This is a genomic window from Brevundimonas sp. RM1, assembly GCF_052907225.1.
Genome location: NZ_JBRERY010000001.1, coordinates 318,988 through 338,360 on the forward strand (window position 1 = coordinate 318,988; position 19,373 = coordinate 338,360).

General features: G+C 69.3%; 15 protein-coding genes. 10 read left to right on the forward strand and 5 right to left on the reverse strand.

Features of this window, described 5'->3' with window-relative positions:
- Positions 1-14: 14 nt before the first annotated feature.
- The 4 genes from gspK to ACU5AP_RS01575 all read left to right on the forward strand — a co-directional run bounded on the left by gspK (position 15) and on the right by ACU5AP_RS01575 (position 3,124).
- Complete coding sequence (gene gspK / locus ACU5AP_RS01560) at positions 15-971, forward strand: type II secretion system minor pseudopilin GspK (RefSeq protein ID WP_223850842.1); 957 nt, start codon at positions 15-17, stop codon at positions 969-971.
- 10 nt (positions 972-981) lie between these two features.
- Positions 982-2,085 carry a type II secretion system protein GspL gene (gspL, locus tag ACU5AP_RS01565; protein WP_128720356.1) on the forward strand — a complete coding sequence of 368 codons (1,104 nt, stop codon included), beginning with the start codon at positions 982-984 and terminating at the stop codon, positions 2,083-2,085.
- Positions 2,082-2,546, forward strand: coding sequence for a type II secretion system protein GspM (gene gspM / locus ACU5AP_RS01570; RefSeq protein WP_128720355.1), 465 nt, complete (start codon positions 2,082-2,084; stop codon positions 2,544-2,546). Before gspL ends, gspM begins: the two co-directional genes overlap by 4 nt.
- Positions 2,547-2,620: 74 nt before the next feature.
- Entirely contained in the window at positions 2,621-3,124 is a 504-nt protein-coding gene (locus ACU5AP_RS01575; protein WP_128720354.1) for a hypothetical protein, read from the forward strand.
- 18 nt (positions 3,125-3,142) lie between these two features.
- On the opposite strand, the gene ACU5AP_RS01580 is transcribed toward ACU5AP_RS01575, so the two are convergent.
- The 4 genes from ACU5AP_RS01580 to ACU5AP_RS01595 form a co-directional block, all read right to left on the reverse strand.
- The gene (locus tag ACU5AP_RS01580) at positions 3,143-5,368 is read right to left on the reverse strand and encodes a CHASE2 domain-containing protein (protein WP_446680710.1); all 2,226 of its coding nucleotides are present in this window, start codon (positions 5,366-5,368) and stop codon (positions 3,143-3,145) included.
- Between the two features lie 58 nt (positions 5,369-5,426).
- Positions 5,427-6,782, reverse strand: a complete 1,356-nt coding sequence (locus tag ACU5AP_RS01585; protein ID WP_446680711.1) for a FecR domain-containing protein — start codon at positions 6,780-6,782, stop codon at positions 5,427-5,429.
- Positions 6,783-6,802: 20 nt separating this feature from the next.
- Positions 6,803-7,513 (reverse strand): response regulator transcription factor, encoded by a 711-nt coding sequence (locus ACU5AP_RS01590; RefSeq protein WP_003165587.1) that lies wholly within the window; start codon positions 7,511-7,513, stop codon positions 6,803-6,805.
- An 83-nt stretch (positions 7,514-7,596) separates the two neighbouring features.
- Positions 7,597-8,505: a LysR family transcriptional regulator gene (locus tag ACU5AP_RS01595; protein WP_128720350.1), complete on the reverse strand. Its 909-nt coding sequence runs from the start codon at positions 8,503-8,505 to the stop codon at positions 7,597-7,599.
- Between the two features lie 104 nt (positions 8,506-8,609).
- On the opposite strand from ACU5AP_RS01595, the gene ACU5AP_RS01600 reads away from it, so the two are divergent.
- Positions 8,610-10,112 (forward strand): CoA-acylating methylmalonate-semialdehyde dehydrogenase, encoded by a 1,503-nt coding sequence (locus tag ACU5AP_RS01600; protein WP_128720349.1) that lies wholly within the window; start codon positions 8,610-8,612, stop codon positions 10,110-10,112.
- Between the two features lie 200 nt (positions 10,113-10,312).
- Here the strand turns inward: ACU5AP_RS01600 and ACU5AP_RS01605 are convergent, their stop codons facing one another.
- On the reverse strand, positions 10,313-11,725 hold the full coding sequence (locus ACU5AP_RS01605) for a short-chain fatty acyl-CoA regulator family protein (RefSeq protein WP_446680712.1): 1,413 nt from the start codon (positions 11,723-11,725) through the stop codon (positions 10,313-10,315).
- 145 nt (positions 11,726-11,870) lie between these two features.
- Between ACU5AP_RS01605 and ACU5AP_RS01610 the strand changes: the two genes are divergently transcribed.
- From ACU5AP_RS01610 to mce, 5 genes are read left to right on the forward strand one after another with little or no spacing between them, the layout of a single operon-like run.
- Positions 11,871-13,406: an acyl-CoA carboxylase subunit beta gene (locus ACU5AP_RS01610; RefSeq protein ID WP_003169972.1), complete on the forward strand. Its 1,536-nt coding sequence runs from the start codon at positions 11,871-11,873 to the stop codon at positions 13,404-13,406.
- Between the two features lie 9 nt (positions 13,407-13,415).
- The gene (locus ACU5AP_RS01615; RefSeq protein WP_446680713.1) at positions 13,416-15,392 is read left to right on the forward strand and encodes an acetyl-CoA carboxylase biotin carboxylase subunit; all 1,977 of its coding nucleotides are present in this window, start codon (positions 13,416-13,418) and stop codon (positions 15,390-15,392) included.
- Positions 15,393-16,772 (forward strand): methylmalonyl-CoA mutase family protein, encoded by a 1,380-nt coding sequence (locus ACU5AP_RS01620; RefSeq protein WP_446680714.1) that lies wholly within the window; start codon positions 15,393-15,395, stop codon positions 16,770-16,772.
- Complete coding sequence (gene scpA, locus ACU5AP_RS01625; protein ID WP_446680715.1) at positions 16,769-18,928, forward strand: methylmalonyl-CoA mutase; 2,160 nt, start codon at positions 16,769-16,771, stop codon at positions 18,926-18,928. The genes ACU5AP_RS01620 and scpA overlap by 4 nt, the downstream gene beginning before the upstream one ends.
- The gene (gene mce / locus ACU5AP_RS01630) at positions 18,925-19,347 is read left to right on the forward strand and encodes a methylmalonyl-CoA epimerase (protein ID WP_440229653.1); all 423 of its coding nucleotides are present in this window, start codon (positions 18,925-18,927) and stop codon (positions 19,345-19,347) included. Before scpA ends, mce begins: the two co-directional genes overlap by 4 nt.
- The last annotated feature ends 26 nt before the right edge of the window (positions 19,348-19,373 follow it).

The window sequence follows — 19,373 nt, forward strand, 5'->3', positions numbered from 1 at the left end:
GCGATCGCCGGGGCATGGCCCTGTTGACCGTCCTGTTGCTGGTGGCGGTGATGGCGGCGCTGTGCGTGGTGCTGCTGGATGATGTGCGCTTTTCCGTGCGTCGCACGACCAACGCCGAGAGCCAGGCGCAGGCGCAAGCCTTTGCGGCGGGGGCGGAGGCTCTGGCGCGGCGGCGCCTGTCCGACCTGGTTCGCGTTGATCCCGCGCGCACGCCGCTTCAGCCGCAGTGGAACGGTCGCGTCTTCGGCTTACCGCTGGAAGACGGCGAGGGGCGGGCGGTGATCCGCGACGGACAGTCCTGTTTCAACCTGAACAGCTTGGTGCTGGGGCAGGGCGAGGATCTGATGGCGCGGCCCGAAGGAGCGGCGCAGTTCATCGCCTTGGGCGAAGCGTTGGGCCTGCCGCGCGGGCGGATGGCGGCGGTCGCGGCGGCCCTGACCGACTGGATGGACGGCGACGACGAGGTTTCGGCGCAGGGGGCGGAGGACGCCGCCTACGCCAGCCGCCCGACGCCGTATCGCACCGGCGGGGTCATGCTGGCCGAGGTCAGCGAGCTGCGTGCTGTGGCGGGGGTGGACGACGCCCTCTATCGCCGGTTGAGGCCGTATCTATGCGCCCTGCCGGAAGCGCGGCTGTCGCCCCTGAATGTGAATACGCTGGAGCCGCAGGACGCCGTTCTGCTGGTCGCGATCAGCCGGGGCGTGGTGGGGTTGAACGCGGCCAAGGCGGCCATCGCCGCGCGTCCTGCGACGGGTTGGAGCAGCCCGGACGCCTTCTGGGCCCAACCCGCCCTGTCGGGCGTGGTCGTCGACGAAGAGGCCAAGGGCCAGATCACCCTGGCCACCCGTTACTTCGACCTGAGGGTCGAGATCGAGCATGGCGACGCCCGCGCCGTCCGCACCGCCCTGATCCACGTCGCGCCCGACGGCGCGGCGCGCACCGTCATCCGTCGCTGGACGCCTGAAGAATGAGCATGGAAGAATGAGCCACGCCCGCATCCTGTTCATCCCGACCCACGCGACCCTGGCGGCGCGTTTCCTGCTGGTCGATCGCGAGGGCCGTGTCGTCGGACGCGGCGAGTTGGACCCGCATCAGGCCGAAGCGCCGCCGTCGATGCGCACCATCGCCGTGGCCCCCGGCGCGGACGTCATGACGCGCTGGCTGGACCTGCCGCCGGGCAATATGGCGCAGGCCAGAGCCGCCGCGCGCTGGGCCTTGCGCGATCAGGCGGCGGGCGAGGTCGAGGGGCTGGACGTGGCTCTGGGCGTTGCGCCGGTCGATGGCGGCCCGCGCCTGACGGCGGCGGTTTCGGCCAAGCTGTTGCAGGCCTGGCTGCGCTGGATGGAGGCCTTCGACATCCGGCCCGAGGCGGTCGTGCCGGACAATCTGTGCCTGCCCGCGCCGCTGGAGGCGGAGACGCTGACCGCCGCACAGGCGGGGGCCGACGTGGTGCTGCGCGGCCCGGTCTTCGCCGTGACGGTTCAGCCGGATTTGGCGGAGGCGGTTGCGGCCGGGCGTTCTTTGACCTGGCTGGAAGGCGAGACTTTGGACGCGGCCCTGGCGGCGGGGGCGATGGCGGCGCCGGTCGATCTGTTGCAGGTCCACGACCGGCGCGAGCGGGGACAGACGGCCAAGGGTTGGCGGCTGGCGGCGGGTCTGGCGGCGGCGCTGTTGGCCTCGCCCCTGATCCTGATGGCGGCCGAAGGGTTGCGCGATCGCACGGCGGCCGATCGCGCCGAGGCGGGCGCTCGGGCGGGGGCGGTGAAGCTCTATCCTGAGCTGGTGACGGCGGACGATCCGGCGCCGGAGGCTCTGCGCCGCCTCGACGCCGGGCCGCCGCCGGGCGGGACCGCGCGGGCGATGGCCGCCGTCTTCGCCGCCGTCGAGCGCGTGCCGGGCGCGGAACTGGACGACGCGACCCTGGGCGGCGAGGGGCTGCGGGTCACCCTGGCCCATCCGACGTTCAATGATCTGGACGCCGTGCGCGCCGATCTGGCCGAGGCCGGTCTGGCGGTGGTCGACGAAACCTCGGCCGAGGAAGGCGGGCGCATGGTCAGCACCCTTACGATCGGAGGCGCCCGATGAAGGCCCTCTCTTCCGTCGCCGCCTGGTGGGACGGCCGGTCGCTGCGCGAGCGGCGGATGCTGGCGGTCATGGGGGCGCTGGTGCTGGGCGTCGTCGGCTGGCTGGGCGTGGTGCGGCCGCTGGACGGCTGGCAGGCCGATCAGGCGCGCGCCCGCGTCGCCGCCGAGCGGCGACTGACGCAGGTCGAGACGGCCGTGATCCAGCGCGGCGCGCGACCGGCTGAGGCGGTCGATCTGCAGGCTCTGGTCGCCTCCACCGCCCCGGCGGCGGGAGTGCAGCCGACGCTGGGCATGTCCGAGGGCGGGCGGCTGGGCTTTCGGTTGGACCGCGTGACGACGGCCCAGGCCTTCGGCTGGCTGGCCGTGCTGGAGCAGGGCGGGGCGCGCATCGAGGAACTGGGTGTGGTCGAGAACGCGGACGGGACGCTGGGCGTGACGGGCGCGCTGGCGTCCGGCGGCTAGGCGGGCGCGCTTTTCGGCCCGTTGGAATCGTCCGTTGTGGACTTGGAGGGCGCGGCGGGGCAGGTATCGCAGCCATGATCTCTCGTCTGGCTCTTCCCCTGGTTAGCGCGGCCGTCCTGGCGGGCTGCGTTTCTGCGCCGCGCGTCGAGACGCAGTTGTCGGCCGCCGTGCCTGCGAACGTGACCGCCTACCGCCTGTTGGAGGCCGAGGCGCCGAGCGAGGCCGACCGCGCGGCGGCCGAGGCCGTGCGTCAGGCGCTGAGCGCGCGCGGCTGGCGCGAGGTGGACGACAAGGCCGCCTGGCGGATCGAGACGGCCTATGCGGTGCGGCCTCAGAAGACCGGCGTCTTCACGGACGTCGATGCGCGCCAGGGCGAGTGGACCGATGCGCCGCGCCTGCCGCAATGGTGGAGCCAGGGCCGCCAGACGCACAGCCTGACGGTGATCCTGACCGGGCCGGGGAATGAGGCGGGTGCCTACCGCGCCTCGGCGGTGGCGATCCTGGGACGGCGTCAGGCCGAAACCGCGCCGGGCCTGCTGGCCAAGGCGGCCGCAGCGCAGTTGGACGCGGCGGACTAGGGCCGACCGCCCGCAGCTTCATTCCTCTTCCGTGATCCTGGGCAGGGTCAGGATGAAGGTCGCGCCCGGCGATCCGGGCTGGTGGCGGATGGTTCCGCCGTGGCGTTCGGCGACGGTGCGGACGAAGGCGAGGCCCAGACCCGCGCCGCGATGATCGGCACCGCCGTGGCCGAAGGGCTGGAACAAACGACGCCCGGCCTCTTCCGACAGACCAGGGCCCTGATCGCTGACGCTGAGGACGCAGACCGGGCGGCCGTCTTCCTCGGCCCCGGTCAGCCTGACCTGGATGGCGCCGCCCGCCGGGCCGTATTTCAGGGCGTTGTCGAGAAGGTTGGTGGTCAGGCGGCGCAACAGGGCGGGGTCGCCCTGGACCAGGAACTCTTCCTCGCCGTCGGGCGTGAGGATGCGGACGCCCTTCTTCGACGCCTGGGGCCACAGGATGTCGGCCGCATCCATGGCGATCTGGCCCAGGTCCAGCAGCTCGGAGCGATAGGGTTGGCTCTCGGCGCGGGCCAGTTGAACATAGCCTTCGGCGAGGTCGAGGGTCTGGCGGGCGTAGTCGGCGATGCGGCGCTCGACCATGGGGTCCAGGCGCGGGGCGGGGCCGTCCAGCAGGGTCAGGATCGACACCTGAGGCGCGCGCATGTCGTGGCTGAGCAGTTGCAGGGCCTCGGCGCGCTGACGCTCGGCGGCGCGGAAACGGGTCATGTCGGCGAAGCGCACGATATGGCCGACCGGATGGCCCTCGGCGTCGGTCAAGACAGAGGCGGCGGCCTTCAGGATGCGGCCGTCGGGCGTGGTGATGTCGCCGGGATCGCCCTCGGTATCGAGGAAGCGGCGCCAGGCCGGTTCGCCCAGGGACTGGAACAGCAGGGGCAGGTCGGCGTCGTCCTTCAGACGCGCGCCGAACAGGGCTTCGGCCCGGTCGTTGGACAGGATGATGCGGGCGTGAGGGTCGGCGACGACGGTGGCGTCGGGCAGGCTTCGCAGGGCGTCGGAGATGAAGCGCTCCAGGTCGCGCACCTGACGCACGGCGGCGCGCAGGGCGTCCACCTGACGGGCCACGACATCGCCGCCCTGGGCGCGGCCGGTCAGACGCACGCCGTCGCGCTCGAAGGCCTCGACCTCGCTCTGCATATAGGCCGAGGCTGCGGCCAGGCGGCGCCAACTCCACAGGGGATAGGCCAGGGCCAAGCCAGCCACGGCGGCCGAGGGCGGGAGCCACAGGCCGCCCGCGAGGAAGGCGGTCGCGGCGGCGATCAACGTCACGACGATCAGCCCGGCGCCCAGGGCCATGTTGGCGGCCGGGCGCAGCACCAGGAAGCCGGCGACCAGCAGGCCGAGCGGCAGCAGGGACAGGATCAGCACCCAGGCGGGCGACAGGCTGCGCGGGCCGCCGCCCTCGATCAGGGTCTGGAGCAGGGCGGCCTGCACCTCGACGCCGGGACGCAGTTCGCCGTGAGGCGTGGCCGGGGTGGCGTAACGGTCGCCTAGGCCCGGCGCCGTCGCCCCGACCAGCACCAGCCTGTCCTTCAGGAAGGCGGCGGGCGTCTCGCCGCTGAGCACGTCGGCGAAGGACAGGGTGCGGAAGGCGCCGGGCGGGCCGCGATAGATCAGGGCTTCCGGCGAGGCGGCGAACAGGTCGCCGCCGTCATGCGGCGCGGGCGGCGCAGGAACGGCGCCCTTGGCGGCGGCCAGGGGCAAGATCAGGTGCGGCCAGGTCCGCTCGCCCGCCTGAAGATAGAGGGGCAGGCGACGCACGGCGCCGTCGTCGTCGACCGTCAGGTTGACGTGGCCCAGGCCCGCCGACGCCTCGGTCAGGCCGGGCGCGGGAGCGTCTTCGCGAAAGGCGGCGCCGTTCAGGCCGGGGGCGTCCAGCACCACGGGCAGGCGGACCTTGCCGTTGCGGGCCAGGGCGGCGGCAAGGGCGTCGTCCTGCGGAGAGGCTTCGGTGAACAGGACGTCGTAGGCGACAGGCCCCGCGCCCGCCTGGGTCAGGCGGTCGATCAGCCGGGCGTGCAGGTCGCGCGGCCAGGGCCATTGGCCCAGGGCTTCCAGGCTGCGGTCGTCGATGGCGATGATGACGATGTCTTCGTCGGCCGGTCCCGCCTCGGCCCGCATCAGGGCGTCATAGATCAGGTGGTCGGCGCCGTCGGCGGCGGGCGTCAGCGCCATCCAGCCGACCAGCAGGGCGGACAGCGTCGCCACCAGCCCCCATTCGACCAGGGCGCGACGGCCGGTCAAGCGGGCGCCGAGCCAGCCTCTCCAGCCGCCTTTCGGCCCTGAGGGCGCGGGCACGGCGCTATCGTCCGATGCGGAGCTGTTGCGGTTCGGACCAGGCTTCCAGCAGACGGCCGAAGCGATGGCGCGCGCCCTGCACCCGCCAGCTGTAGACGCCCGGCGGCAGGTCGCTGAGGGTGAAGGCCTCGTCGGTCAGGCCGGGCTGGTCGACCAGCAGGGGGCCATCGACGGTTCCGTCCTCGGCCTCGCGCCACAGCTGGAAGCGGAAAGTCGCCGCGCCGACGCCCTCGGCCTCCCAGCGAAAGCGGTAGAAGCGGCGGCGGTCGCGCTGGTCCAGGGCCGAGGCCAGACCGCCGACGCCGTTGCGGGCGCGGATGAAGCTGTAGGTGGTGGGCTTGCCCTCCAGCCCCTCGGGCGACAGGGCGGTCAGGCGCAGGAAGAAGGCGCCTTCCTCCATCTCGCCGAAGACCAGGGGGCCGCCGGGCGCGCTGTCGGCCTCGGCGAAGGCCTCGATCATGCCGGCGTCCTGGGCGACGCGGCCGCGATAGCGTTCGGCGCCGGGCAGGGGCTGGATGTCGAAGGCGACCTGGGCCTGGGTCTGCGGCGCGTCGGGGCGAACCAGGGCGGGCGCGGGCAGCAGGGGCAGCAGGCGAACAGCGCCGGCGGCGGCGCTGACGCCCTGATCTGCGGCGGCCAGGGTTTCGGCCCGGCCCGAGGCGATGGCGACGGCGCCTTCCAGCACTTCGGTGCTCGAGCGGTCGGCGTCATCGTCGAAGGAGACGCGGAAGTCGGTGCCGCGCACGGCCGAGACCGAGACCGGGGTGCGGATGGCGAAGCCGCCCGGGCGGCGCCGGGGCGTGACGCTCGACTCGGCGCGGCCCGCCTCGACCGTCAGGGCGTGATCGACGGCGCCGTTGATGGCGTAGCGGCGCAGGCGGCTGACCCGCACGCGGCTGTTGGAGGGCACGACCACATGGCTGCCGTCGGACAGCGCCAGGCGGACGAAGGCGTTGGCCCCGGTGCTGAGAACGGCGCCTTCGCGCACGGTCTGGCCGGGTGCGGGGGCGGCGGAGCGGCCGTCCTGGTTCAGGGTCGCGGCGCCGCGAAAGCCGGCGATGCGCGCCTCGTCCGGATCGGCGCGCAGCAGATCGACGGGCAGGGCCAGGGTGCGACCGATGGCGAGGCGACGCGGATTGGCGACCCGGTTCTCGCGCTGAACTCGGCGATAGTCGAGCGGCCGGTGCATGTAGGCGGTCGCCAGGTCGATCAGGGTGTCGCCGCGTTGGACGACATAGTCGAGGGTCTCGACGGAGGCGGCCGTCCGGGCAGCGGGCGGGGCGGCCGAAGTCTGTGCGGCGGCGCTTCCTGCGGCCAGCATCGCCGCAACCGCCAGAGCCGCAGACCAATCCGTCTTCATTCCGCCACCTGCGTCCTTATTCAGGCGTCAGGGCCGGGCTCGGCCCCCGCGACGCGCTCAAGACGGTATCCGTAGCTGTAAATGGGGGTCAGGCGGAAGCCTCGCTCGGGTCGCAACTCCAGCTTGTTGCGGATGCGCGAGATGTGCATGTCCAGCGAACGGCTGTTCAGGTCCGGCTCATTGCCCCAGACCGTCTCCAGGATATAGGTCCGCGACAGCGCCCGGTGCAGGTTGCGGAACAGCAGCAGGGCCAGGGCGTATTCCTTGGCCGTCAGGGCGACTGGCTGGCCGTCGCGGGTCACGGACCCGGCGGACTCGTGGAAGGACAAGCCGTCATAGACCTCGACGCCCGGCGTCGTCGGCTGGGCGTAGGCGCGACGAATCAGGGCGTTGATCCGCGCCGCCAGCACCGGTTTGGACAGGGGCTTGGGCAGGTAGTCGTCGGCCCCGGCGTCCAGGCCTGCGACCACGTCTTCATCCTCGGCGCGGCTGGTGACCAGCAGCATGGGCGGGGCGGGCTTCAGATTGGTGCGCGCCCAGGCCAGCACCTCCAGGCCCGAACGGTCCGGCAGGTTCCAGTCGACGATCAGCATGTCGAAGGTGTCCTTGCGCAGGGCAGAGATCAGCGCCTGGCCGCGCGAAAACAGAGTGGCGCGATACCCGGCGTCCTGGACGACCTCGGAGACGAACTCCAATTGGACGGGATCGTCATCTAATATCGCGATCTTCATACTTGTTACGCAGCTCCGAGGAGAACGCTGGAGTCATAGCCCCGGATGCTGGCCTTTAGAGCAATGTAAAATGTAAAATATAGTCACCCTTCGGCGCGTCTCGGCGTGGTCGCGGGCAAGGGGGCGAGGCGGCTGACCTGATCCTGACACAGGGCCTTGATCCAGCGCCGGACCGTTTTCAGCCGCGCCGTGCCGTGGACCTCGCGGTGGGTGCTGAGCCAGAAGCGCCGCTCGATCAGCACAGCGTCCGCCAGAACGCGCGTCAGCCCCTCCGCCAAAAAGCAGGGCAGAACGCCGATGCCGCCGCCCGCCGCCACCATGTCCCGTTGGGCGCGGATGGAGGATGAAGCCAGGCGGGGACGCAGGTGCGGGCGGATCTCGTCCAGATAATGCAACTCGGGCGCATAGATCAGGTCGTCGACATAGCCGATCATGTCGACGCGGTTCAGGTCGTCGATGGTGTCGGGCGCGCCGAGGCGTTCCAGGTATTCCGGCGCGGCGTAGAGCGCCAGTTGATAGGTGGTCAGCGGCTCGACGATCAGACGCGGGCTGTCGGCGGGGCTGAGGGTGATGGCCATGTCCACCTCGCGGCGGCTGGGCGACAGAAAGCCGGAACTGGCCGCCAGTTCGACGTTCAGCCCCGGGTGCGCCGCCAGCAGGCCGGGCAGGGCGGGGGCCAGCACCGCGCCGCCGAAGCCTTCCGAGGCGCTGATCCGCACGGCTCCCGCGATCAGGTCGGGCTGGGTGACGCGCCCCGCGGCCTCCATCGCGCTTTCGGCGTCCAGCGCTCGCTCCAGCAGCTGGGCGCCGGTGGCCGTCAGGTGCAGCCCGGCGGCCGAGCGCACCAGAAGGGTCGACTTCAGCGCCGTCTCCAGCCGTGCGACGCGCCGCCCGACGGTGGCCGCGTCCACGCCCAGCCGCTGCGCCGCCGTGGCCAGCGACCCGGCGCGCGCGGCGGCCAGAAACACCCTCAGATCATCCCAGTCGAACATATGCAGAGATGCACATCATCACCTGCAAGATTGCAATGGGCCTGATCGACCCGCTCTGCTAGGGCAGGCTCACGAAGAACCATAATCATCGGGAGAGACGTTCAATGCGCGATATTCGCCACTTCATCGACGGTGCGGCTTTCGAGGGAGCGTCGGGTCGCTTCGGCGACGTCTTCAACCCCAACACCGGCGAGGTTCAGGCCCGCGTCCAACTGGCGACGCCGTCGGAACTGGATCGCGCGGTCCAGTCGGCGCAGGCCGCCTTTGAAGGCTGGTCCTCGACCAACCCGCAGCGTCGCGCCCGCGTCATGTTCGAGTTCAAGCGCCTGGTCGAGGCGAACATGAACGAACTGGCCGAACTGCTGTCCAGCGAGCACGGCAAGGTCATCGCCGACTCCAAGGGTGACATCCAGCGCGGTCTGGAAGTGATCGAGTTCGCCTGCGGCATCCCGCACGCCTCGAAGGGCGAATACACCTATGGCGCCGGTCCGGGCATCGACGTCTATTCCATGCGCCAGCCGCTGGGCGTGGTGGCGGGCATCACTCCGTTCAACTTCCCCGGCATGATCCCGATGTGGATGTTCGGCGTGGCCATCGCCGCGGGCAACACCTTCATCCTGAAGCCGTCCGAGCGTGACCCGTCCCTGCCGGTGCGTCTGGGCGAACTGATGATGGAGGCGGGCGCGCCCAAGGGCGTGCTGAACGTCGTCCACGGCGACAAGGTGGCGGTCGACTCCATCCTCGAACACCCGCTGATCCACGCCGTCAGCTTCGTCGGCTCGTCGGACATCGCCCACTATGTCTTCCAGAAGGGCGCGGCCCACGGCAAGCGCGTTCAGGCCATGGGCGGCGCCAAGAACCACGGCATCGTCCTGCCCGACGCCGACATGGATCAGGTCATCAAGGATCTGACCGGCGCGGCCTACGGCTCGGCCGGCGAGCGCTGCATGGCCCTGCCGGTCGTGGTGCCGGTCGGTCAGCGCACCGCCGATGAACTGCGCGAGCGTCTGGTCTCGGAAATCCCGAACCTGCGCGTCGGCGTCTCTACCGACGCCGAGGCCCACTATGGCCCGGTCGTCACCCAGACCCACAAGGACAAGGTTCTGGGCTGGATCAACAAGGGCGTGGAAGAAGGCGCTGAACTGGTCGTCGACGGCCGCGAGTTCAGCCTGCAGGGCCACGAGAAGGGCTTCTTCATCGGCCCGTCTCTGTTCGACCACGTGAAGCCCGAGATGGAATCCTACAAGGAAGAGATCTTCGGCCCGGTGCTGCAGATCATGCGCGCCGCCAGCTTTGAGGAGGCGCTGAGCCTGCCGAGCAAGCACCAGTACGGCAACGGCGTCGCCATCTTCACCCAGAACGGCCGCGCGGCCCGCGACTTCGCCGCCCGCGTCAACGTCGGCATGGTCGGCATCAACGTGCCGATCCCGGTGCCGGTGGCCTATCACTCGTTCGGCGGCTGGAAGCGTTCGGCCTTCGGCGACATCAACCAGCACGGCATGGAAGGCGTCCGCTTCTGGACCAAGACCAAGACCGTGACGGCCCGCTGGCCGGACAGCGATCTGGAGCATGCGGACTCGAGCTTCGTCATCCCGACGATGGGGTAACTCTGCCCCTCTCCCGATGGGAGAGGGCTTGAGCCTCCAAGAGCCGAAGGCGATTGGAATAGGCGACCCCAAGGGCGGCGCGAAGCAGCCAAAGGGTGAGGGTTCCGAAGTCAGCCGTTTTGCGGCGGCTTACGTCGACTGAGGCCGGGAACCCTCATCCGCCCCTTCGGGGCACCTTCTCCCATCGGGAGAAGGAATAATTATGAGAGCGTATAGGGGATCACCCCCCGCTCATTCTTCGGCACGGCCAGGGTCCGGTCGATCGGCGGAAACGCCCTTTGCGTGCAGTCCGTCCGTTCGCAGATGCGGCAGTTCACCCCCATGCGCGTCGGCGGGCCGTTCAGGTCCAGCCCGTCCGCATAGACCAACTGGGCCGCGTGCTCGATCTCGCACCCCAGTCCCAGCGCATAGCGGCGATCCGGCTCCAGGAACGAGCCGCCCGGCTTGGACACGCTCTTGGCGATACAGACGTAGCGGGCGCCGTCGGGCATCTCCGACAGATTGACCAGAATGCGGTCCGGTGCGCTGAACGCCTCATGGACGTTCCATAACGGGCAGGCGCCGCCGAAGCGGGCGAACTGGAAGCGCGTGGCGCTGTGCCGCTTGGTGATGTTCCCGGCCATGTCCACCCGCGCGAAATAGAAGGCCACGCCGCGCCAGCCGGGCCTCTGTAGCGTGCTCAACCGGTGGCAGGCCTGTTCGAAGCTGACGTGGAAGCGGTTGCGCAGGCGGTCCACGTCGTGCCGCAGCTCCCGCGCCGCCTCCAGAAACGCGCGATAGGGCAGCAGCAGCGCACCCGCTGCATAGTTGGCCAGACCGACCCGGCACACGTCGCGCGCGGCGGGAATGTCGAAGGCGGCGCGGTCCAGTTCGTGCTCGATCAGGTCTTCGAACCGTAAGCGAACCAACTGATGCGCCATCTGGAAGGCGCGGGTGGCGCCCGGCAGGCTGGCGTCGACATAGAGGATGCGCGCGCCTGGATCGAAGCGCCGCATGGCGCCGCGTCCCTGACCGGTGGCGACGCGCACGCCGCACAGGTCGTTGAGGGCGGCCTCCAGCTCGCGCTCCGGATGGGCGCCGTCGCCCAGGTTCAGCCGCGCGGCCAGATCCTCCGCCGCCCGGTCCAGGGCGTCGATGTAGTTGTCGCGATAGTGGAAGAAGTCGCGCACCGCCTCATAGGGCAGGGCGGGGGCGGCGTCGGCGGCGTGTTCGTCGCGGCCCAGCGTCTCGTTCAGCGTCTTCAGCCGCTCGTCCAGACGGCGATAGTCCTGATGCAGGGCCAGGAACTGCCGCGCCAGCCGGGGCGCGTTCATGGCCGCCTGTTTGAGCTCGCCCGCCGTGGGCGCCTCGGCGTGGCCCGCGACGTCGGTGGTCGCCTCGCGCAGGTCGGCGATCAGGCGGGCGTCGCCGTCCAGATCGAACAGGCTGGCGTCCACGTCGAAGGCGCGCGTCAGGGCGATCAGCACCCGCGCCGTGGCCGGGCGCTGGTTGGTCTCGATCTGCGACAGGTAGGAGGGCGATAGCGCCAGCCGCCCGGCGCACTGTTCCAGCGTCCAGCCGCGCGCCTCGCGCAGCTTGCGGACCTTGGTCCCGAGGTAGAGTTTTTCAGCCATGATGGTCGGGCATTGCAACTTTGCAAAAACGCCTGTCTGCCTTGGCAGGCTTACGCACTTGAAGGCCTTTTGCAAAGTTGCGATTGCCTTTTTGCGATGAAGCGGCTTGTTGGACCCTGAACGAAGTCAGGGAGTCGCTCCAACCATGAGCCAGGCCATCCTCGAGGAACTCGAGCGCCGTCGAGCCGCCGCCAAGCTGGGCGGGGGCGAGAAGCGCATCGCCAGCCAGCACGCCAAGGGCAAGCTGACCGCCCGCGAACGCATCGGTGTCCTGCTGGACGAAGGCTCCTTCGAAGAGACCGACATGTTCGTGGAGCATCGCAGCCACGACTTCGGCATGGCCGAGCAGCGCATCCCCGGCGACGGCGTCGTCACCGGGCGGGGCACGATCAACGGCCGTCTGGTCTATGTCTTCTCCAAGGACTTCACCGTGTTCGGCGGTTCGCTGTCGGGCGCCCACGCGGCCAAGATCGTCAAGATTCAGAAGATGGCCCTGACGGCCGGCGCGCCGATCATCGGCCTGTTCGACGCAGGCGGCGCGCGCATTCAGGAAGGGGTGGAATCGCTGGCCGGTTACGCCGACATCTTCCTGCAGAACACCCTGGCCTCGGGCGTCATCCCGCAGATCTCGGTCATCATGGGCCCGTGCGCGGGCGGCGACGTCTATTCGCCCGCAATCACCGACTTCATCTTCATGGTGAAGGACACCTCCTACATGTATGTGACCGGCCCCGACGTGGTGAAGACCGTCACCAACGAGGTGGTCAGCCACGAAGACCTGGGCGGCGCCCGCGTCCATGCGGGCAAGTCGGGGGTCGCCGACGGCGCCTTCGAGAACGATCTGGAGGCCCTGTCGGAGGTGCGCCGCCTGATCGGCTTCCTGCCGCTGTCGAACCGCGAGACGCCGCCGGTCCGCGACACCTATGACGAGCCGGATCGCGACGAGGCCTCGCTGGACACCCTGGTCCCGGCCAATCCGAACCAGCCCTATGACATGAAGGAGCTGATCCTGAAGACGGTCGACGAGGCCGACTTCTTCGAGATCGGCGCCGACTTCGCCAAGAACATCATCTGCGGTTTCGGCCGTCTGGACGGCCAGCCGGTCGGCATCGTCGGCAACCAGCCCCAGACCCTGGCGGGCGTGCTGGACATCGACTCCAGCCGCAAGGCCGCGCGCTTCGTGCGCTTCTGCGACGCCTTCCACATCCCGCTGGTGACCTTTGTCGACGTGCCGGGCTTCATGCCGGGCACCAAGCAGGAATACGGCGCCCTGATCAAGCACGGCGCCAAGCTGCTGTTCGCCTATGCCGAGGCCACCGTGCCCAAGCTGACGGTCATCACGCGCAAGGCCTACGGCGGCGCCTATGATGTCATGAGCTCCAAGCACCTGCGCGGCGACGTCAACTACGCCTGGCCCACCGCCGAGATCGCGGTCATGGGCGCCAAGGGCGCGGTCGAGATCATCTTCCGCAAGGAGGCCGGCGACCCCGAGGCCCTGGCGGCGCGGGAGGCCGAATACAAGGAGCGCTTCGCCAACCCCTTCGTGGCGGCCGGGCTCGGCTATATCGACGACGTCATCATGCCCCACGGCACCCGCCGTCGGCTGATCAAGGCGCTGAAGACGCTGAAGAACAAGACCCAGGAAAATCCCTGGAAGAAGCACGACAACATCCCGCTGTAAGGCCCAGAAATGTTCGATAAAATTCTGATCGCCAACCGCGGCGAAATTGCTGTTCGCGTCATCAAGACCTGCCGTCGCATGGGCATCAAGACGGTGGTCGTCTACTCCGACGCTGACGCCGGGTCGCTGGCCTGCGAGATGGCGGATGAGACGGTGCATATCGGCCCGTCGCCGGCTGCGCAGTCCTATCTGATCCAGGACAAGATCGTGGACGCCGTGAAGCAGACGGGGGCGCAGGCCGTGCACCCCGGCTTCGGCTTCCTGTCTGAAAACGCCGGGTTTGCGCGGCGCCTGAAGGCCGAGGGCATCGCCTTCATCGGGCCGAACCCCGAGGCGATCGACGCCATGGGCGACAAGATCACGTCGAAGAAGTTCGCCGCCGAGGCGGGCGTCTCGACCGTGCCGGGCCACATGGGCTTGATCGAAACGCCGGACGAGGCGGTGAAGATCGCGCGCGAAATCGGCTATCCGGTCATGATCAAGGCCTCGGCCGGGGGCGGGGGCAAGGGCATCCGCGTCGCCCATTCGGACGACGACATGGCCGAGGGTTTCGCCGCCGTGAAGGCCGAGGCGCTGAACGCCTTCGGCGACGACCGCGTCTTCCTCGAGAAGTTCATCGTCGACCCGCGCCACATCGAGATTCAGGTGCTGGGCGATAAGCACGGCAACGTCATCCACCTGTTCGAGCGCGAATGCTCGATCCAGCGCCGCAACCAGAAGGTCATCGAAGAGGCGCCGTCGCCCCTGCTGGACGAGGCGACCCGCGCCGCCATGGGGGCGCAGGCCGTCGCCCTGGCCAAGGCGGTGAACTATGACTCGGCCGGCACGGTCGAGTTCGTCGCCGGTCAGGACAAGAGCTTCTACTTCCTGGAGATGAACACCCGCCTGCAGGTCGAGCATCCGGTGACGGAGCTGATCACCGGCGTCGATCTGGTCGAGCAGATGATCCGCTCGGCCTGGGGCGAGCAACTGGCGATCAAGCAGGACGACCTGTCGATCAACGGTTGGGCCATCGAGAGCCGCATCTACGCCGAAGATCCCTATCGCGGCTTCCTGCCGTCGATCGGCCGTCTGGTGCGCTATGAGCAGCCGGAAGAGGGCGATCAAGGCGACTATACGGTCCGCAATGACTCGGGCGTCCGCGAGGGCGACGAGATCAGCATGTTCTACGACCCCATGATCGCCAAGCTGTGCGCCTGGGGCGAGACGCGCGAGGACGCCGTGCGCGGCATGGCCCGCGCGCTGGAGGACACCCATCTGGCGGGGCTGGGCCACAATGTGCCCTTCCTGGCGGCGGTCATGGATCAGGAACGCTTCCAGTCCGGCGAGCTGGCCACCAGCTACATCAAGGACGAATTCCCCGACGGCTTCCACGGCTTGGCGCCGACGCCTGAGCAGGTGAAGATCCTGATCGCCTCGGCCGTGGCCATGAATGAGGTCATCGCCGAACAGGACGGCGATCCCAGCGAGCGCACCGACTGGACCGTCCTGATCGACAAGACGGCCTATGAGGTCGAGGTCGGCTATGACGAGGCCGAAGACCTGATCGTCGCCATCGACGGCGAGGAGGTCTCCCTGTCCGAGATCGAATGGCGTCCGGGCCTGTCGCTGTTCAAGGCGGTGCTGGACGACGACGCCTTCACCGCCGAGGTGAAGCGCGCCGCCGACGGCTTCGACATTCGCCACCGCGCGGCGCGGGCGCGAGTGCGCGTGCTGCGTCCCGACGTGGCGCATCTCTACGCCCTGCTGCCCGAGAAGCAGGCGGCGGATACGTCCAAGCTTGTGCTGTCGCCGATGCCGGGGCTGGTGGTCGACATCCCCGTGACCCCGGGCCAGGAGGTCAAGTCCGGCGAGACCGTGGCCATCATCGAGGCCATGAAGATGCAGAACATCCTCAAGGCCGAGCGCGACGGCAAGGTGAAGGCGGTCAAGGCCAAGGCCGGCGACCCGGTCGCCGCCGACGACGTGCTGGTGGAGTTCGAGTAAATGACCGAGTTCGCCGTCCCGACCCCACTGGAGTGGCGTGAAGCCGCTATCAAGGCGCTGAAGGAGCGTCCGCTGGAGAGCCTCATCCATCTGGATGCGGACCATCTGGCGACGAAGCCTCTGTATGGGGCGGCGAACGGCGGCGAGCCGGTGTTCGCGCCCCGGCCCTCGGATTCCGAAGGCCGGGCGTGGGACGTGCGGGCGCTGAACGAGGGCGAGGACGCCGATGCCCTCAACCGCGCCATCTTGACCGATCTGGAGAACGGGGCGGCCTCCGTCCTGATCGCCGGGCCGGCGGCGTCGGACGCTGCGAAGCTGGCGCGCGCGCTGGACGGGGTGGCGCTGGAACTGGCGCCGGTGGCGCTGGACGCCGGGCTCGAGGGCGTGAAGGCGGCGGAGGCCCTGTCGGCGGCCGCCAAGGGTTCGCCCCGCGCCAAGCTGGCCTTCCACCTCGATCCGATCTCGGCCTATGCCGAGGCAGGCGGGGCGCCGGGCGGTTTCGCGGCGATCATGGGCGAGACGGCCAAGGCGGCGGCGACCTACGCCGCGACCTATCCCGAGGCGACGCTGTTCATGGCCTCGGGCCGCGTGGCGCATGAGGCAGGCGGCTCCATCGCCCAGGAACTGGCCTTCGCCGCGTCGTCGGCCGTGGCCTATGTGAAGGCGGCCTTTGAAGCAGGGCTGTCGGTTAAGGCGGCGCTGAAGGGCGTCGTGCTGGGCGTCGCCGTGGACCAGACCTATTTCGACTCCCTGGCCAAGATCCGTGCGCTGCGCTTGATTTGGGCCAGCGTCTCCAAGGCGTTCGGCGCCGAGGTTCCAGCGATCATCGAGGCGCGCTCGTCGCGGCGGATGCTGTCGGCGCGCGATCCGTGGCCGAACATGCTGCGCCTGACCGCCGCCGGGTTCGCCGGGGCCGTGGGCGGAGCCGATGCGGTGGTGCTGGACGGCTTCACCCGCGCGGCGGGCCTGCCGGACGATTTCGCCAAACGTCAGGCGCGCAACACCCAGCTGATCTTGATGGAGGAATCCAACCTGGGCCGCGTCGACGACCCGGCCAGCGGCTCCTGGTATCTGGACGCCCGCACCCGCGAACTGGCCGAGGCCGCCTGGGCCGAGTTCCAGGTCTATGAGGCGGAAGGCGGCGTGATCGCCTGTCTGCAAGGCGGGGTGATCCAGCCCCGCATCGCCCGCGCCCGCGACATGGCCGAAAAAGCCTTCAAGGACGGCGCCGCCCAGATCGTCGGCGTCACCAAATTCGTCGACCCGGACGTGCGGCCCGCGCCGGTGACGCCTGCGCCCGTCGCGCCTGCCGCTGTCGGAACGTTCGAGGCCCTGGCGCCTGTCCGCTTCGCCGCCGCCTTCGAGGAGGCCGCTCAATGAGTTTCCCTGACTTCTCCAAGGTCGCCCTTGATCTGGGCACCGTCGGCGCCGGGCCGGACCGCGCCGCATGGACCACGCCCGAGGGGCTGACGGTCGAGACGGCCTATGGGCGGGATGCGCTGGACGGGCTGGACTTCATCCACGGCCTGCCGGGCTTCGCTCCCTTCGTGCGCGGGCCCTATCCGACCATGTATGCGGGCGCGCCGTGGACGATCCGCCAGTATGCGGGCTTCTCGACCGCCGAGGAGTCCAACGCCTTCTATCGCCGCAACCTGGCCGCCGGTCAGAAGGGCCTGTCGGTCGCCTTCGACCTGGCCACCCACCGGGGCTATGACAGCGACCACCCGCGGGTGAAGGGCGATGTCGGCATGGCGGGCGTGGCCATCGACAGCATTCTGGACATGCGAACCCTGTTCGACGGCATTCCGCTGGACCAGATGTCGGTGTCCATGACCATGAACGGGGCGGTGCTGCCTATCCTGGCCCTCTACGTCGTGGCGGGCGAGGAGCAGGGCGTCGATCACGCCAAGCTGACCGGGACCATTCAGAACGACATTCTGAAGGAGTTCATGGTCCGCAACACCTACATCTATCCGCCTGCGCCCTCGATGCGGATCATCGCCGACATCTTCGAATGGACGGCGAAGGAAACGCCCAAGTTCAACTCCATCTCCATCTCCGGCTATCACATGCAGGAGGCGGGAGCCTCGGCGGACATCGAACTAGCCTACACCCTGTCGGACGGCATCGAATACTTACGCGCGGGCAAGGCGGCGGGCATGGAGATCGACCGGTTCGCGCCGCGTCTGAGCTTCTTCTGGGCCATCGGCATGAACTACTTCATGGAGGTGGCCAAGATGCGCGCCGGCCGCCTGCTGTGGGCCGAGGCGGTGAAGCGCGAAGGCGGCGTCAATCCCAAGTCCCTGTCCTTGCGGACCCACTGCCAGACCTCGGGCTGGTCGCTGGCGGCGCAGGACGTGTTCAACAATGTGCCGCGCACCATGGTCGAGTGCATGGCGGCGGCGGGCGGCCAGACGCAGAGCCTGCACACCAATGCGCTGGACGAGGCCCTGGCTCTGCCGACCGACTTCTCGGCCCGGATCGCGCGGAACACCCAGATTCTGGCGCAGGCCGAGACGGGTCTGACGCGCGTCATCGACCCGTGGGGCGGCAGCTTCTACGTCGAGCGCCTGACTCAGGAGCTGGCGACCAAGGCCCGCGCCCTGATGGAGGAGGTCGAGGCCTACGGCGGCATGGCCAAGGCCATCGAGGCGGGCATTCCCAAGCTGCGCATCGAAGAGTCCGCCGCCAAGACGCAGGCCCGCATCGACACCGGCCAGCAGACGGTCGTGGGGGTGAACAAATATCTGAACCCCGTGGTCGACGACATTCCGATGCTGAAGGTCGACAACGCCGAGGTGCGCGCCCGCCAGATCGAGAAGCTGCAACGCCTGAAGGCCGAGCGCGACGAGGCGGCGACGCAAGCCGCGCTCGACGCCCTGACCGAGGGTGCGCGTGGGAATGAGAACCTGATGGAGCTGGCGGTGCGGGCGGCCCGCGCCAAGGCTACTGTCGGCGAAATCTCCGACGCGTTGGAGGCCGCCTTCGGCCGGCATATCGCGACGGTGAAGACGGTTTCGGGCGTCTATGCGAAGGAGGCGGGCAACGATCCCAAGGTCGCCCGCGCCCGTGAAATGGTCGCCGCCTTCGTCGAGAACGACGGCGGCCCGCCGCGCATCCTGATCGCCAAGCTGGGGCAGGACGGCCATGACCGGGGCCAGAAGGTCGTCGCCACCGGATACGGCGACATCGGCTTCGACGTGACGGCCGGTTCCCTGTTCCAGACGCCTGCCGAGGCGGCCAAGGACGCGGTGGAGAAGAACGTCCATGCGGTCGGCGCCTCATCGCTGGCGGCGGGGCATCTGACGTTGGCGCCTGAGCTGATCGCCGAACTGGCGAAACTGGGCCGCCCGGACATCATGGTGGTGGTCGGCGGGGTCATTCCGCCGTCGGACGTGCAGCCCCTGCTCGATATGGGCGCGGCGGCCGTCTATCCGCCCGGCTCGGTGATCGCCGAGACGGCGGTTGACCTGATCGAGAAGCTGAACCAGCGCCTGGGCTACGCCCAGCCTGTGCCTGTGGAGACGAAGAAGTGATCGGCAATCTGAACCACGTCGGCGTCGCCACGCCCTCCATCGCCGAGTCGATCAAGCTGTATCGCGATATTCTGGGCGCCACGAAGATCGGCGAGCCGTTCGACCTGCCCGCCCAAGGGGTGAAGGTCTGCTTCATCGACACGCCGACGGCCCAGATCGAACTGATCGAGCCGTTCGACGAGACCAGCCCGATCACAGGCTTCCTGGCCAAGAACCCTAAGGGCGGCCAGCACCACATCTGCTTCGAGGTGGCCGACATCCACGCCGCCATCGCCGAGATGCGCGCCAAGGGCGTGACCATTCTGGGCACGGGCGAGCCTCGCATCGGGGCGCACGGGACGCCGGTGGTGTTCCTGCATCCCAAGGAGATGGGCGGGGTGCTGATCGAACTGATGGAGACGCCGAAAGGCGATCACTAAAAGACAAAGGCCCGGTCTCGCGACTG

What these genes read in the sequence shown, in the direction of transcription:
- gspK (WP_223850842.1), top strand. Translation starts at nt 15, where the DNA reads ATGGCCCTGTTGACCGTCCTGTTGCTGGTGGCGGTGATGGCGGCGCTG.
- gspL (WP_128720356.1), top strand. Translation starts at nt 982, where the DNA reads ATGAGCCACGCCCGCATCCTGTTCATCCCGACCCACGCGACCCTGGCG.
- gspM (WP_128720355.1), top strand. Translation starts at nt 2,082, where the DNA reads ATGAAGGCCCTCTCTTCCGTCGCCGCCTGGTGGGACGGCCGGTCGCTG.
- ACU5AP_RS01575 (WP_128720354.1), top strand. Translation starts at nt 2,621, where the DNA reads ATGATCTCTCGTCTGGCTCTTCCCCTGGTTAGCGCGGCCGTCCTGGCG.
- ACU5AP_RS01585 (WP_446680711.1), bottom strand. Translation starts at nt 6,782, where the DNA reads ATGAAGACGGATTGGTCTGCGGCTCTGGCGGTTGCGGCGATGCTGGCC.
- ACU5AP_RS01590 (WP_003165587.1), bottom strand. Translation starts at nt 7,513, where the DNA reads ATGAAGATCGCGATATTAGATGACGATCCCGTCCAATTGGAGTTCGTC.
- ACU5AP_RS01595 (WP_128720350.1), bottom strand. Translation starts at nt 8,505, where the DNA reads ATGTTCGACTGGGATGATCTGAGGGTGTTTCTGGCCGCCGCGCGCGCC.
- ACU5AP_RS01600 (WP_128720349.1), top strand. Translation starts at nt 8,610, where the DNA reads ATGCGCGATATTCGCCACTTCATCGACGGTGCGGCTTTCGAGGGAGCG.
- ACU5AP_RS01605 (WP_446680712.1), bottom strand. Translation starts at nt 11,725, where the DNA reads ATGGCTGAAAAACTCTACCTCGGGACCAAGGTCCGCAAGCTGCGCGAG.
- ACU5AP_RS01610 (WP_003169972.1), top strand. Translation starts at nt 11,871, where the DNA reads ATGAGCCAGGCCATCCTCGAGGAACTCGAGCGCCGTCGAGCCGCCGCC.
- ACU5AP_RS01615 (WP_446680713.1), top strand. Translation starts at nt 13,416, where the DNA reads ATGTTCGATAAAATTCTGATCGCCAACCGCGGCGAAATTGCTGTTCGC.
- ACU5AP_RS01620 (WP_446680714.1), top strand. Translation starts at nt 15,393, where the DNA reads ATGACCGAGTTCGCCGTCCCGACCCCACTGGAGTGGCGTGAAGCCGCT.
- scpA (WP_446680715.1), top strand. Translation starts at nt 16,769, where the DNA reads ATGAGTTTCCCTGACTTCTCCAAGGTCGCCCTTGATCTGGGCACCGTC.